Raw genomic sequence first — 13,929 nt, forward strand, 5'->3', positions numbered from 1 at the left:
CGCTGTTACCCCCTAAGAGCCTGAGAAGTTAGCGTGCTTTCCCAGACTCAGGTTTCACTTATTCAACAGTTATTTGAATTCTTTTAAAGCCTTGGTAACGTCAGTCTGCGCTTTCTTCATCGCATCAGCTGGAGTCAGCTTTCCTGCATTCATCGCCTGTAACGCTTCACCCAGAACCGTATCCATCTTGCTGCGGGCAGCGGATGATACATCGATGCGGGCATAAGGGAACACTTCATCAAACGCCTGTTTCTTTTGCGGATTATCCGCATAGTTTTTCTTCAGTAAATCCGTATCCTGTGCAGACTTGGTAGCCGGGAAATATCCGGTTTTCGCTGCATAGATCGCCTGTGCCTTGGATTCTGCAAAGTATTTCAGGAACAGCCATCCGGCCAGCTGCTTCTCGGGGGTCGTCTTGAACAGCACCTGATTGCCACCATAAAGCTCAGTTACCTTGCTATCGCTCTTGCCCTGCGGAATCAGAGTGATTCCCCATTTGAATTTGTCCTTAATCAAATCCAGCTTAGAGCTTGTACGGGCAGTCGTTCCGATTTCCATGGCTGCTCTGCCGTTCGTGAATTCCTGCTCCGTATTTTCTGCCAGAATGATCGCTTTTTTATCCAGCAGGTTTTTCATCATAGCAGCCAGCTCTACCGCCTGCGGATTATCATAATTCACGCCGCTTTGATCCAGCTTGATCGGATCAATGCCGTAGGTGCGCAGCCACGTACGGAACGTACCTCCGTTGTTGGCGTTGCCCATCACGAGTGCCGGCTCACCACTTTTTTGTGTAATATCGAGCGCCATTTTCTCAAAGTCCTGCCACGTAGCCGGCGGCTTCTCATAACCTGCTTTTTTGAGTACATCAATGTTGTAGTATACGCCCATGGAGGAATTACCGTGCGGCCAACTCATCGTCTTGCCGTTGTACTCCGGAATACGCTGACGCGCAAGCACCCCTGGCATAATATCGTCCAACGCCTGCTTGTTCAGCCCGTTCACCGGATCATTAATGTACTCGTCCAACGGTACAATTTTATCAGCCTTCATATATTCAAGCGTATCGCTCTCGTAGGACATCGCAACAGCCGGAAGTCCTCCGCCCTGCAGCGCAGCACGAACCTTTTTGTTCAGGTCATCATAGGAGCCCTGGAATACTTCCTTGACGATGATTTTCCCTTCGTACTCCTTGTTGAAGGCAGCTACCATTTCTTTAATCGCATCGCCATAAATCGTAGCCTGAATGTGCCAGAAGTCAATAGTAATCGGTCCGTTTTTACCAAGCTCAATGCCTTTGGCTGCTGTGCTTTCCGTTTTCTTATCCGTCCCACTGCCTGTTGTTGCTGCGGGAGTTGTCACCCCACAGCCTACCGTTGTGATTAATAACAAAGACGCCAGTGAAGCTTTCCAATGAGCAAACGATTTACGTGAATACACGACTATCACTCCTTCGATTGTTGGGAATTGTTTATTGGGTAAATGGCAAGTCATATCGAACGTTGAATACAGGTCCTACACGGTTGTTGTATGACCCACAAGCTCGGACACCTTGAAGCTTTCTCCTGGAGCTGGATAATATTTGCGAACGCCACCGCTGTTGAACAAGGTCGGATGGTTGCTGTGCAGTGGAATCACGAGTCCCGGCGCAATGGCCGTCGTCAATTCCGTAATTTCTTGCGGAGCTGCGTGACCTCCGGTTGCACAATAACGGTATTGAACACCAAATTCGTTCAACCACTTTAATAGCGTTTCGTCAGCCGAAGTCAGCGGATTGCCATCAGCATGAACGTATATGGACGCTGCAGCTAGCGAGCCTTTGGTCTCAAGCTCTGCAATTAATGCTGTGAGTGGATAAATCAGGTAAACCGCATACTGCGATTTGTTCGCCGTAATTTCATTCAATGTAATCGGCGCATAAGGAAGCTTAACATTCTTCGCAGGGCGTGGTCCTTGTGACCAAACAGGTGTGCGAAGCAGTCTGATTACATGGCGTCCAGCTTCCAATGCGGGATGTCCGGACAGCACCTGCAGCTTATCTGAAGCCTCAAACCAGAGCACCGCCGTGCTTTCGTCCATCACCAGCTCACGACCTGCTTCCTGCGTCTTCATAATCAGATCGGCTACTCGCTCCACATTGCGGGCAAGAATGTTCACATACACCAATCCGTCCGTTTGCTCCATCGCCAGGCGGCATTCAACAGCTACCTGCACCTCAAGCCGATCCTTCGGCTTACGGAATAAAGTATCAGGGCGCATCCTTGTGCCTTCTGTAATCAACACATCCACACCAACCGTCTGACAGCGTTCGATAAAACGGTCCAGGCGATGATGATTTCGACCATGCCGACGCCAGTCAGCGGTAAAAGCTATCCGATGCTCCGGTCCATGAATGATGAAGCCTGTCACACCGGGGCTATCATGATCGACCTCAATAAATTCGATGCGGAAGGGACCATAATCGACGATCTGCCCGTCCTCAATGATGCGAATATCAGCACGTGTGTCCTCGTATTCACCCGCTGCCACAATCGCTTCATATACTGCATAGGCATCACGATGCATCCATACCGGGAGATTTGGCCGAAGTGAAGGCAAGAGTGCCATATGATCCTGATGAATGTGGCTGACAAAGCCATGCAGATTGGTTACCTGCTCCAGCTGCTCCCTGCCCCATACCTGCTGCAGCTCTGCTTCGCCCAGATCACCCAGCAGTTCCGGGTCATACAGATCAAGCACGGGTGGAGCCATGCGTGTCAGTAAAAAACTGCGAATCCCATAATCTGACCGAACCCGGGTATCTCCGTTAAAAAAACCGCGTGCCATACCCAAATCGAATACGATTCCCGTATCCCCGCAGCTGTACATAATGTGTACACCGCCAATCGTAGTCAATCCGCCGTAGAAGGTTAGTTTTTCCTCATACCGATCACTCATGTTTGTTTCCTCCTTTGAATGCTTTATATGTTGGCCTCAGCCTGTTGTTCGAGCTTCTGCTCCTGTGCTTGCTGCAGCCTCACTAACAGGTCTGCCAGCTCATCAAGTGTGGACAGCTGCACATCCCATTGCACCGTTTCCGAGGATGGATACGGAGACAGCCAAACGGTTCGGCCACCAAGCTTGCGTACTGGATACAGATCGTTCCAGGCGTGATCGCCAATCGATAAGATTTGATCTGGACGCAGACCTTCCTGCTCGATCAGCTCAGACATATATCGTTCAAGTCCACTAGGCTTTCCAGCCCCATACACGATTTCGTCGAACAGCTCCGTGCAGGCAAGTGCCGAAATAAATTCGCGGCCTGTATGTTCCGGCGAGTTGGTGAGCAGTATCCGTTTACGTACTCCGGTCAGTCCCCCAATCGCCTCGTATAAACCCGGATGGCGTTCGAAGCTTGAAGCGCCCCGCAGCATTTCCTTACGTACCTGCTGGAAGGCCTGTTGTCGCTGCCCTTCCCCAACACCGTATTTGGCTGCAAAGATGCTGACCAGACTCCATGCATCCCCTGCATATATAGAAGCCATTTCGGCCGTATCCGTTACAGCCTCTACTTGCTGACCTTGCCAATCCCGGTACACGGTCAGATCTCCACCGCGTGTCCATGTATCCGAACCCGGGTGGTACCAATCCCCAATGCTGCTCGGATGACTTCCTTCCAATAAGGAAGCCATTTCGGCCAGAAACTCTTCCAGCCTTGCAGCGTGCTCCCCTTTGTCAAACAAGAGCTCCAGGTAACGCTTATAAAAGGTTCCATCCTGATAAAGCGTACCGTCCAGATCAAATAGTACGACCTCCACATTGTGCAGCTCATTCATCTGTAATCCTCCTCTGTCAAGTAACTGCTATGTTTGTATGCACACATGCTTATCCTTTAAGCCCTGTTGCCGTGATACCTTGATGAAACCAGCGCTGAGCGAACACATACAGCAGCACAATCGGTGCGATTGTGAAGGTAGCCGCCGCCATCAGAAGATGGTAATTCGGACCTTCCTCGCTGACAAAATAGAGCAGTCCAACCTGCAGCGGTCTAAGTGATTCACTGGACGTGATCAGCAGCGGCCACAGCACCCCGTTCCATTTACCGATAAATGCAAGCAATGCTGTCGTTATCAACGAAGGCAGCACGAGTGGAAGCAGCACCGTCCACAGATAGCGACCGTTTGACATTCCGTCGACCTGAGCCGCCTCCCAGTATTCCTTCTGTACGGAAAGAAACGCCTGTCTCAGCAAAAATATCGTGAACGCCTCAGCCAGAAATGGCAGCATCATCCCCATGTAGCTATCGTAAAACCCTTGACCCCCGTCACCCAACCAATCATTGCCGCCAGCGAAAGGGATATGACGCATCGTTACAAAATTCGGTACCAGCGTCACATCGTAAGGAATCAGCATCGTGATAACTACCAGCATAAAAATCAGATTGCGTCCACGAAATGAAAAGTGCGTGATGGCAAAAGCTATCGGTACACAAACCAGCAGCTGCAGAGCCGTTCCAATCCCGGCGATAATGACTGTATTTATAAAATACTGTTCAAATGTCGACTCCGGCTTTAGCCAAGCTGCCGCATAGTTGTGAAACTGCCACAGCTCAGGCAGCACGGTCGGCGGCATCCGGTTGATTTCCACAGCACTTTTTAGCGAGGTCATGATCATCCAAAAGAAAGGAAAGACGACACAGCAAGCCAACAGCGACACACTGATCAGCACAACAGTCCATAAGATTTTGGAGGAGCGACGCGCCCCAACCATTTGGTACATGCTACATTCCTCCTCAAAGCTTTCCTCCGTTTAATGCATATAATGAACCTTTTTCTCACCATAGCGCAGCTGCAGCCAGGTCAATCCCAGCAGCAGCACGAACAATACCATCGATACTGCCGAAGCATAGCCAATCTGACCATACACATAAAAGCTGCGAAAAATATACAACGGTAATGACATTGTCGAGCCGAGCGGACCACCCTCACCACCGGAAAATACATAAAAAGCATTAAACGATTCAAAAGCCCCGATGACCGATACGATCGTAAGCAAAAACCAGGTCGGAGACAGCAATGGAAGCGTCACATGACGAATCACATTCCAGGTCCGCGCTCCATCGATACGGGCCGCCTCCGTCAGATCATGCGGAATTTGTGTCATGCCGGACAGGAACACGATAATCTGAAAGCCAAGGCTGCTCCATATCGAGAATAATATAATGACAGCCAGTGCCCAGGTCGGCCCCGCAAGCACGGTCGGAATGGCAGCCGGCCATTGGCCTCCAAGCGTCGTGATCAGCTTGATCAGAATGGGATCAGGATCAGTAAGCCACTGCTGCGGAGTTCCTCCCATGGAGCGTACTCCCCAGTTGGCAAGACCGACACTCGGATGAAAAATCCATTTGAACACAATCGCCGCAGCTACATGAGAGGTAATATAAGGAAGGAAAAACAGAACCCGCAGCAGTGTCTTCCCTTTCGTAATATGAAACAACACATAAGCTACAATAAAAGCAAGCAATAGCGTTAACGGAATCGTTCCTATCGCATAAAAGATCGTCACCATAAATGCCTGCGCGACAGCGCCAAGCTCCAAGCCGGCTCCAGAATCACTCACAATTAGATCCTCGGTGAATATTCGCACATAATTGTCCAAGCCAATAAAACGCTCCGGCACATATCCCCATTTCCATAAACTGATCCACATCCCGAACACAAGTGGCCAGTATCGAAACAGCAATAGTAGTGCCAGTGCAGGCAGGGCATACATAAATCCAGTCCATGCTTCTCTTATTTTTCGTTTGGAACGCGGCTTGACTTGCTTGCGTTCACGAAGGGTTGCGGCAGGTTTAACAGTAGGCTTACTCCCTAATGCTACAGCCTCTTTAAATATCACTCCGAATGCTCCTTCCTGATAGCTTCCTTGTTTGGCTTACATACTAATTCTACCTATGCAGTGTTTTGCAAGGATTAGAGACACGTAAAGAAATTGTTGAAAGGCTTACCGTTGTTTACATTTATCGGCACCCACCTGTGCTCAAACGGTCATAATCGCTACAATAACGGTCATTTCAGATGCCTCAGACTTTCATGAAAATAAGAAAAAAACCTGGCCAAAGGCCAGGTCATTCCAAACGTATGGGTTTTAAGCCAGAGAGTTAAGCTCAAACGCTCTTTTAAGCTCTTCAAAATCCAATTCCAATAGATCACAGCAGTTCTCCACTTTTGCAAAAAAGTTGTCTTCCTCGCTTGGTTGATCCCGTTCAACATAATACATGTTAATGAGTTCAAACAACTCTGAAAATGCCTTTACCTTTTCCACTTTATTCATAAAAATCATCCCTTCCATAAATGTAGTATCGACGAATGGATAAACCAACTGTGTCGCTTGCCATTAGTTTACCTTAAAATCATCATCAACACTATGACAATCTAGCGACTTTTGTTAAAAATTGTCGTTTACAGTCGAAAATGCTGTAAAGCCAGCTGCAAATCCTCAGAAAGCTTGGCTAATGATTCTGCCGCACTTCTGATTTCTTCCATACTGGAGAACTGCTCCTGACTTGAAGCTGAGCTTTGCCGACTCACTGCCTTGCCCTCTTTGGCAACGTTATCGACGACATCCATAACGGTCACGATTCTTTGGCTGCCTGATATCAGATGGTCAACCGTTTCTTTGACGCTGCTTACACCTGCATAAACATGGTCAACCGCCACATCAATATGCTGAAAGACGACTTGGGCTTGCTTCGTTTTTTCGATCCCTAATTCCACTTCGTATAAACCGCTCTGCATGGTACTGCCAATTCGTTTCATCTCCGATTGAATCAAACCGATCAGCCTCTCAATTTGTTGAGAGGAAACTGCGGATTCGTCAGCAAGCTTTTTGACCTCTGCAGCGACAACCGCGAAGCCTTTTCCTGCTTCTCCTGCACGCGCCGATTCAATTGCCGCATTCAAGGAAAGCAGGTTCGTCTGAGCTGAAATCTCATGGATGACGGCAACGAATTTGCCAATATCACGAATATGCGTAGTCAACAGCTCAATAGTAGCATCCAAATCCTTCACCGACGAATGGATCGATACCATTTGTTCCGATACGGATGTTACGGTCAAGGCCCCTTCTTTGGAAGCGGTAGCGGCCTGTCCAGCAGATACATACACGTTTTCACTGTTACTTTGGATCGCTGTAATCTTGTCCGCCATTTGATCTATGGCATTCGTCGCATCCTCTAAACTGATCACTTGCTTATCCAGCTCCTGCTCCAAATATTCACTTGATGAAGCGATTTGCTCGGAGGCCAGCGCACTTTGCTCTGTACTTGCCAGCAGCTGTTGAGAGCTCGAAGAAATGATCAGCCCATTGTCCGAAACCTGTACGACCAAGCCCCGTAAGCCTTCCAGCATTTTATTAAAAGAGCTGGTCAGACTGCCTACCTCATCCTGATAAGGATAATCTCCATTTGCCGAAAGATCGCCAGCTCCAGCCCTGTTCATTAACTCTTGCAGGGAGCGCAGTGGTGTTGTAATGACATGGTTGATCATAACGCCTACAAGAATAGAAATCGCTACAGCCAACAAGGTTGAAATGAAAGTAATGAGCTGTGCTGTAGTTGAGTCCCGCTCGGTTTGCACATACAACTGCTCAGCGATTTGTTCATTGTAATCAGACAAGTCGATTAGGGTTTGATTAATTTGTTTGCCAAGTATGCTGGCCTCTGTCACAAAAGCATCGTAAGCCTTGGCTTCATTATTAGCCATAGCAAGCCCAATTACCTTGTCGACAGCTGTACGGTAAGCAGGAAGCAGCTTCTTATACTGCTCGAGCAGCTCCATTTCGGTTGGAGTATTGGCAATCTTACTGTACGCTTCAATTGTAGTATCGATAAATTGATCCTGCTTGCTGATCTTGATTTTTAACAGTTCATCCTTCGTCAACAGAAACTCAAGCATACTGGCTTCGTTCGTGCGTGTGCTGGTTTGAACATTATTGATCCATTTGACCGGCATCAATCGACTCATGTACATTTCCTTGGAATTCACAGCCATACTCGTCATATAATGATAGCCTACAAACGCAATAAGAATGATAGAAATAAGAGCTGTCACATTTAATATTATCATTTTTGACCTGAATTTCAGATTGCGAAGTATGACTATACTCAAAATAAACCTCCCTTATTCTGCAGCATAAATACTATTTACCATAACTTTCCCTATTAAATCATTAATATTCTGAATTTGATAAAGCACCATGTAGTCCTTGATTTCCTGCAGGATATCAATCATTGCCGTTGGTTGGATAAAGCTGGCCGTTCCTACTTGTATCGCAGTAGCTCCTGCCAAAATCATTTCGATGGCATCCTCGCCACTTGAGACCCCGCCACAGCCGATAATCGGTAAAGAGGTGACCTGACGTACCTGATAAATCATACGGACAATAATCGGTTTGACCGCCGGTCCGGATAAACCACCCATATTATTTCCGATTTTGGGCTTGCGTGTATGGATATCAATAGCCATAGCCAGTATGGTATTCGCCACATTCAACCCATCCGCTCCGCCCTGCTCAGCTGCGAGGGCAATTTCCTGAATACTGGTCACGTTGGGTGAAAGCTTTGCGATAATCGGCTTGTCGGTAACTTCCTTCACCTTACAGACTAATGCGCGTGTGCTTTCCGGGTCCATACCAAAGGCAAGTCCATTTCCTTTCAGATTGGGGCATGAAATATTCAGCTCCAAGGCTCTGACTCTATCCAGCTTCCCGATAATCTCTGCCATCTCCGCAAACTCATCTATTGAATCCGCCGAAATACTGGAGATAAGAGGTGTATCATACTTATCATAACTCGGAATCGTTTCTTTCAGGTAATACGCAATCCCTTTGCTCTGAATACCAATGGAATTGATCATTCCTGCAGGAACCTCGCAAACTCTTGGCGTTAAATTTCCCTTACGAGGATGCTTGGTAATACTTTTCGGAACGATCGCCCCAATTTCATTAAAATCAATCACTTGTTCCATCTCTTCGCCGAAGGCTCCCGAGGCCGGCATGATCGGATTTTGCAAAGTGAGACTTCCGATTTGGACTTGCAAATTTAAAGCAGCTTCCTGCTTTCGTGTTTCTTGGTCCGCTTTGATCATGATAGCACCACCTGTTCCAAGGCAAATACCGGGCCCTCTTTACAAACCCTGACACTCCGGGTAGCTCCATTCTCGTCCTGAATATCACAGACACAAGCAAAACAGACACCCAACGCACAGCCCATATTTTCTTCCAATGCGATTTCAGCGAAAATATCCTGCCCGGCGGCAATCTCCTGCAGCAGCATAGACAACCGTTTCGAGCCGCAGGTGTAGGCCGCGTGGATGGAATGCTCTTGCATAATACGCTCAATCAACAGCCGTACCTGCTCGACATCGCTGCTGCCGTCTTCGTCCGTCACCTTGTATACTTCCGCACCGAATCCTTGCAAAGCATCGGCTGCAAGTAAATCATTGGCTGTTCTCGCGCTAAGGATAGCCACACTGCGAACCCCCTGCTGCGCAGCTTCTTGCGCCAGCGCTGCCAGTGTGGCGATGCCAACACCACGAGCGAGCATCAGAATCGTTCCGTCTTCTTCACGCAGGGTAAAGCCATTGCCAAGCGGACCGAAAATATCGACAGTATCTCCTGCTTGAATAGTTGCCAGCTGCTTGGTGCCGATCCCTTTAACCAAATAAAGAAATTCGAGCGTATTGCTGTCTTTATTGATTCTGTATATGCTAAAAGGCCGACGCAGCAGCGGATAATAAGACTCCCCGCAGAGAACATTAAAGAACTGGCCGGGCTTTGCTGTGATCTGGTGGTCTGACGCATCAACAATCATATGCCAATAACGTTCGCTGACTTGTTGATTAGATAGCACTTTTCTTTTTTCCGCTTTCATCTTGTATGCTCCTGTCCATGTTATTGAATGCCCCGGTTGAACCATTCCGAACTTCTTCTGCACACCGGAGAACAACTTCTTCCAACAAGGCAGCGCCTTTTGCTATTTGGGAGATGGAGCTGTATTCATCTTTATGATGGCTGATACCGTCTCTGGATGGAATAAAAATCATACCGGTTTTACAAATACTAGCCATATTCATCGCATCATGCCCGGCACCGCTCATCATATCGGTATAAGTGACACCTTGAGCCTCACACTCAGAGGACAACAAACGTATCGTTTCTTTGTCCAAGGCAACCGGCTTTTCTTCACTTAAGATTCGCGCTGCAATCTGCAGTCCCCGTTTTTTTTCCAATTCATGGAACAAGCTGTATAGCTGTTCGATAATCATTTGTCTGGAAGTCGCATCTGTGCCACGAATATCTATCTTCAGGCTCACCCAATCCGGTACTACATTCATCGCTCCCGGAAGAACCTCGCAGACACCTGCGGTAGCGACCGTATCATGCTCGGTTTGCTCTAACGCCGCCTTCTCCAGAGCCGTGATGATTTCGGCAGCTCCGATCAGCGCATCCTTACGCATGTTCATAGGTGTCGTCCCCGAGTGGGACGCTTGACCCTGAATCGTTACTTCCAGGCGGACGGGAGCAGCTATGCCTGTGACAATGCCGATCTCCACTCCGCGCTTTTCAAGCAGCGGACCTTGCTCGATATGAAGCTCAAAAAAAGCTTTCAGTTCATTGTTCTTTCTCTGCGCATTTGTGATTTGTGCAAAGTCCAGGCCGACTGCAGCCAATGCCTGCGGAAAGGATATACCCTCATTATCCAGCAAATGCTCCAGCGAATCCGGGTTCAATTTCCCTGCCATTGCTTTACTTCCGATTGTTGAGACTCCAAACCTAGCCGATTCTTCACAAGCGAATGAAATAAGCTCAATCGGATAACGGGTGACAACGCCTCTATCATTTAAGCTGCGTATCATCTCCAACCCCACGATAACGCCAAGCGTTCCATCATAACGTCCACCGTGCTGTACCGTATCCAGATGAGATCCGCAAGCTACAGCAGGCAGCTGTGGGTCGCTGCCTTCCCTCCGTGCAATCACATTGCCGCAGGCATCTATGCTTACGGACATCCCTGCTTCCTCACACTTTTGAATAAAGTAAGCATTCGCTGCCCAGTGCTCGCGAGAGTAGGCAAGTCTGGTGATTCCCTGCCCTTTGACAGCACCTATCTCATTGACTTCTAATAACGCAGTCTCCAAACGAGTGATATTCACGATTCTTCACCTCTTACTCTAAAAAAAACGCCCCTTCGTTAAGGTCTGTCAGACAGAGTACAAAACGTTGGGGTCGGCTGAAACGGAAAGCTTTTCTTACATAATAACTTCTTGAGATTCATGCCAACGGAGCAGCCTTTTCTCCAATAAATTAGACAAAAGGTATAAAACCAGACCGATTACGCTTAATATCAATACAGCTGTTAATATAAGGTTAATATCATAGGTTTCACTGCCCAGAATAACGAGATACCCGAGACCTGCCTTTGCACCGATCATTTCTCCAATCACGGCACCGGTAATCGCATAGGTCGTAGACACTTTGACACCTGACATGATTGAAGGCAATGAATAAGGAATCTCCACGGTCCAGAAACGCTGCCACCGGTTAGCCTTGAGAATATGCAGCAAATCCTGCATATTGCTCTCCACGGAACGAATACCGACAATCGTATTGACCATAATAGGGAAAAAGACAACCAGCATCACCAAAGCAATTTTCGAGGTAGCGCCCAGCCCGAACCATAATAGAAACAGCGGAGCGATCGATATTTTGGGTGCAATTTGAACCAAAACGATATACGGCGTGAACATACGCTCCAGCAGTACACTCTTGGCAAGCAAATATCCAAAGAGCAAGCCAAGCACACAACCAATCAAAAATCCGACAAAAATCTCATACAAGGTTAATCCAATATGCGTGCTCATATCACCCATGGCCATAATATTCAAAAACTTGGACAAGAACAATAATGGACCCGGAAGAATTTGTACCGGTATATGAAATACAGATACGTAGGCTTGCCATAGCCCTATAAACACAATCAGCGTAGCAAGAACGAGCAAGCTTTTACGTCCGTAATACTTCATTTACGATCACCTGCGTTACTTTAGATTGGTTACAACTAAATCTTCTGCTTTAAAGCTGGTCTTGATCGTATCAAACGTTTTTTGAGTATCGATGGATGCTTGCCATCTTGCCATATCGGCAGCTCCATAGCCATCTTTCTTCGTCAAATCACTTTGCCATAGATAAGGAATGAACACATCATTGAATATTTTTTCTGTAATCTCCTGTTTACCCTCAGACGATGTCGCATACTTCTTGATTGACATATCGATAGCTGCTTTGGCATTGCCTTTAATAATATAATCCAACGATTGGTTCAATGCTTTATTGAACGCAATAACCATGTTCTTATTGCTGGACAAATACTTGTCCGATGCGATGACAACATTACCGAATGAAGGCAAGAAATCGTCAGAGCGGATTTCGTCCACATCCACACCACTGTTTTTGAGCTCAACGGTTCTCAACATCGAGAAAGTGATAGCATCGACTTCATCAGACACCAGTGCATTGACAATAGCACCCGTACCTACGATTTTCGTATTGACGTCCTTGATATTCATGCCGTTCTTCTCGAGCATAACTTGAAGCTGGATATAGTTCGGGCTTCCAAAGCTGGTTACGGCAACTGTCTTGCCTTTCAAATCTTTAGGACTTGTGATCCCTTTATTTTTTTTGAAAATAGTCGCTCCCAAACCGCGCTGATAAGTCGTGTGTACGACTTTTACAGGAATACCCTGTGATTTGGCTGTAATAACTGCATCCGCATTAGGAAATCCGAATTGCACGTTATCGGCAGCAACATTCTTCACGATACTTGCAGCATCAGCATAGACAAAATCAACATCCAACCCTTGCTCCTTGAAGAAGCCTTGTTCTTTGGCCACATACATCGGTGCATAGTAAGGAACAGCAGCTCCGTCCATTTGAACGGTAACCTTTTGGAGCTCCTTAGGCTTATCGGTTGCGCCTGGCGCAGGTGCAGCAGGTGCAGCTTCATTCCCCGTCTTAGCTCCACAAGCAGCCAAGATCGAAGCAACAAACAACATACAAATTAAAAGGCTAATTGATTTTTTCTTCATCACGAAACAACACCCCTGGTTATCAATTTGTCTACAGCTAGCAAAGCGGCCCTGCATAGTTTTATTTGACTTTCCTCATAATCAACCAGCCATTGATTCGTGATGCGGTTAGCATGAACAACAAGCAAGGTGCCTGCGTAAGCGCCCATAACCGAAGCAATCGTTAGCAGCGTCTCTGATTCCATCTCCAGATTCAGCACGCCAAGCGACTTCATCTCATTAATGATGTCAGTTGAATAATTGTAAGGAGCTACGTCTCTCCCCTGACCGTGATAAAAGGAAGAGGTCGTTGCGCCAATTCCAATATGGTAGCGGTAGCCTAATTCCTCACAGGCTTCTATTAACGCCTGAGTCACATAATGATTGGCTAGCGCCGGAAATTCAGGACGTGCATAGTGGCCAGTTGTACCGCCTAACCGGACACTTCCCGTATTGATAATCATATCCCCGCAATCAATGCCTTCCTGAATCGCTCCCGTTCCGCCAATGCGAAGTAAACACTTGGCCTTTAAGCGAAGCAGCTCCAGAACAGCAATTTCTGTCGAAGGACCGCCTATGCCGGTTGAGCAGACAGAGATCGGATTCCCCTTGTACTCGCCTGTGCCTACTTTAAATTCACGATTCGAGCTGATGATGTCATAACTGTCGAACAATTCACGGATCAGCTCGACTCGCGCCGGGTCGCCTGGCAGCAGTACGTAAGGTGCTGTTTCCCCTTCAGAAATGCGTAAATGAGGTACTTTCGTTCCTTCATACAGAGGAAAATCTGCTTGAATGAATCTGCTGTTCATCTTCTCTTTTCACCTCC

The 13,929-nt window shown here is 47.4% G+C and carries 13 protein-coding genes; all 13 read right to left on the minus strand.

The window, feature by feature from the left end:
• Positions 1-69: 69 nt before the first annotated feature.
• The 13 genes from LRL21_RS02405 to LRL21_RS02465 all read right to left on the minus strand — a co-directional run bounded on the left by LRL21_RS02405 (position 70) and on the right by LRL21_RS02465 (position 13,912).
• Entirely contained in the window at positions 70-1,437 is a 1,368-nt protein-coding gene (locus tag LRL21_RS02405; RefSeq protein WP_240414150.1) for an ABC transporter substrate-binding protein, read from the minus strand.
• Positions 1,438-1,512: 75 nt separating this feature from the next.
• Positions 1,513-2,934 carry an MBL fold metallo-hydrolase gene (locus tag LRL21_RS02410; protein WP_240414151.1) on the minus strand — a complete coding sequence of 474 codons (1,422 nt, stop codon included), beginning with the start codon at positions 2,932-2,934 and terminating at the stop codon, positions 1,513-1,515.
• A 23-nt stretch (positions 2,935-2,957) separates the two neighbouring features.
• Positions 2,958-3,812 carry an HAD family hydrolase gene (locus LRL21_RS02415; protein WP_240414152.1) on the minus strand — a complete coding sequence of 285 codons (855 nt, stop codon included), beginning with the start codon at positions 3,810-3,812 and terminating at the stop codon, positions 2,958-2,960.
• A 49-nt stretch (positions 3,813-3,861) separates the two neighbouring features.
• A complete protein-coding gene (locus LRL21_RS02420; RefSeq protein WP_240414153.1) occupies positions 3,862-4,755 on the minus strand; it encodes a carbohydrate ABC transporter permease in 894 nt (297 codons plus the stop codon).
• Positions 4,756-4,785: 30 nt separating this feature from the next.
• Positions 4,786-5,874, minus strand: a complete 1,089-nt coding sequence (locus LRL21_RS02425; RefSeq protein WP_240414154.1) for a carbohydrate ABC transporter permease — start codon at positions 5,872-5,874, stop codon at positions 4,786-4,788.
• Between the two features lie 249 nt (positions 5,875-6,123).
• Positions 6,124-6,309, minus strand: a complete 186-nt coding sequence (locus LRL21_RS02430) for a hypothetical protein (protein WP_240414155.1) — start codon at positions 6,307-6,309, stop codon at positions 6,124-6,126.
• Positions 6,310-6,437: 128 nt separating this feature from the next.
• Entirely contained in the window at positions 6,438-8,144 is a 1,707-nt protein-coding gene (locus tag LRL21_RS02435; protein WP_240414156.1) for a methyl-accepting chemotaxis protein, read from the minus strand.
• 12 nt (positions 8,145-8,156) lie between these two features.
• A complete protein-coding gene (locus LRL21_RS02440; RefSeq protein WP_240414157.1) occupies positions 8,157-9,122 on the minus strand; it encodes a dihydroorotate dehydrogenase in 966 nt (321 codons plus the stop codon).
• The gene (locus LRL21_RS02445) at positions 9,119-9,907 is read right to left on the minus strand and encodes a dihydroorotate dehydrogenase electron transfer subunit (RefSeq protein ID WP_240414158.1); all 789 of its coding nucleotides are present in this window, start codon (positions 9,905-9,907) and stop codon (positions 9,119-9,121) included. The genes LRL21_RS02440 and LRL21_RS02445 overlap by 4 nt, the downstream gene beginning before the upstream one ends.
• Positions 9,876-11,189 (minus strand): Zn-dependent hydrolase, encoded by a 1,314-nt coding sequence (locus LRL21_RS02450; protein ID WP_240414159.1) that lies wholly within the window; start codon positions 11,187-11,189, stop codon positions 9,876-9,878. Before LRL21_RS02450 ends, LRL21_RS02445 begins: the two co-directional genes overlap by 32 nt.
• A 96-nt stretch (positions 11,190-11,285) precedes the next feature.
• Positions 11,286-12,059, minus strand: coding sequence for an ABC transporter permease (locus LRL21_RS02455; protein WP_240414160.1), 774 nt, complete (start codon positions 12,057-12,059; stop codon positions 11,286-11,288).
• A gap of 15 nt (positions 12,060-12,074) precedes the next feature.
• Positions 12,075-13,121 carry an ABC transporter substrate-binding protein gene (locus LRL21_RS02460; RefSeq protein ID WP_240414204.1) on the minus strand — a complete coding sequence of 349 codons (1,047 nt, stop codon included), beginning with the start codon at positions 13,119-13,121 and terminating at the stop codon, positions 12,075-12,077.
• Positions 13,121-13,912: a nucleoside phosphorylase gene (locus tag LRL21_RS02465; protein WP_240414161.1), complete on the minus strand. Its 792-nt coding sequence runs from the start codon at positions 13,910-13,912 to the stop codon at positions 13,121-13,123. The genes LRL21_RS02460 and LRL21_RS02465 overlap by 1 nt, the downstream gene beginning before the upstream one ends.
• Positions 13,913-13,929 lie beyond the last annotated feature (17 nt).

The sequence above is a fragment of the Paenibacillus periandrae genome, from assembly GCF_022458865.1.
Classification (GTDB): Bacteria; Bacillota; Bacilli; order Paenibacillales; family NBRC-103111; genus Paenibacillus_S; species Paenibacillus_S periandrae.

Coding starts and splice junctions, on each gene's coding strand:
- LRL21_RS02440 (WP_240414157.1), bottom strand. CDS start 9,122: ATGATCAAAGCGGACCAAGAAACACGAAAGCAGGAAGCTGCTTTAAAT.
- LRL21_RS02465 (WP_240414161.1), bottom strand. CDS start 13,912: ATGAACAGCAGATTCATTCAAGCAGATTTTCCTCTGTATGAAGGAACG.
- LRL21_RS02415 (WP_240414152.1), bottom strand. CDS start 3,812: ATGAATGAGCTGCACAATGTGGAGGTCGTACTATTTGATCTGGACGGT.
- LRL21_RS02445 (WP_240414158.1), bottom strand. CDS start 9,907: ATGAAAGCGGAAAAAAGAAAAGTGCTATCTAATCAACAAGTCAGCGAA.
- LRL21_RS02460 (WP_240414204.1), bottom strand. CDS start 13,121: ATGAAGAAAAAATCAATTAGCCTTTTAATTTGTATGTTGTTTGTTGCT.
- LRL21_RS02430 (WP_240414155.1), bottom strand. CDS start 6,309: ATGAATAAAGTGGAAAAGGTAAAGGCATTTTCAGAGTTGTTTGAACTC.
- LRL21_RS02455 (WP_240414160.1), bottom strand. CDS start 12,059: ATGAAGTATTACGGACGTAAAAGCTTGCTCGTTCTTGCTACGCTGATT.
- LRL21_RS02420 (WP_240414153.1), bottom strand. CDS start 4,755: ATGTACCAAATGGTTGGGGCGCGTCGCTCCTCCAAAATCTTATGGACT.
- LRL21_RS02410 (WP_240414151.1), bottom strand. CDS start 2,934: ATGAGTGATCGGTATGAGGAAAAACTAACCTTCTACGGCGGATTGACT.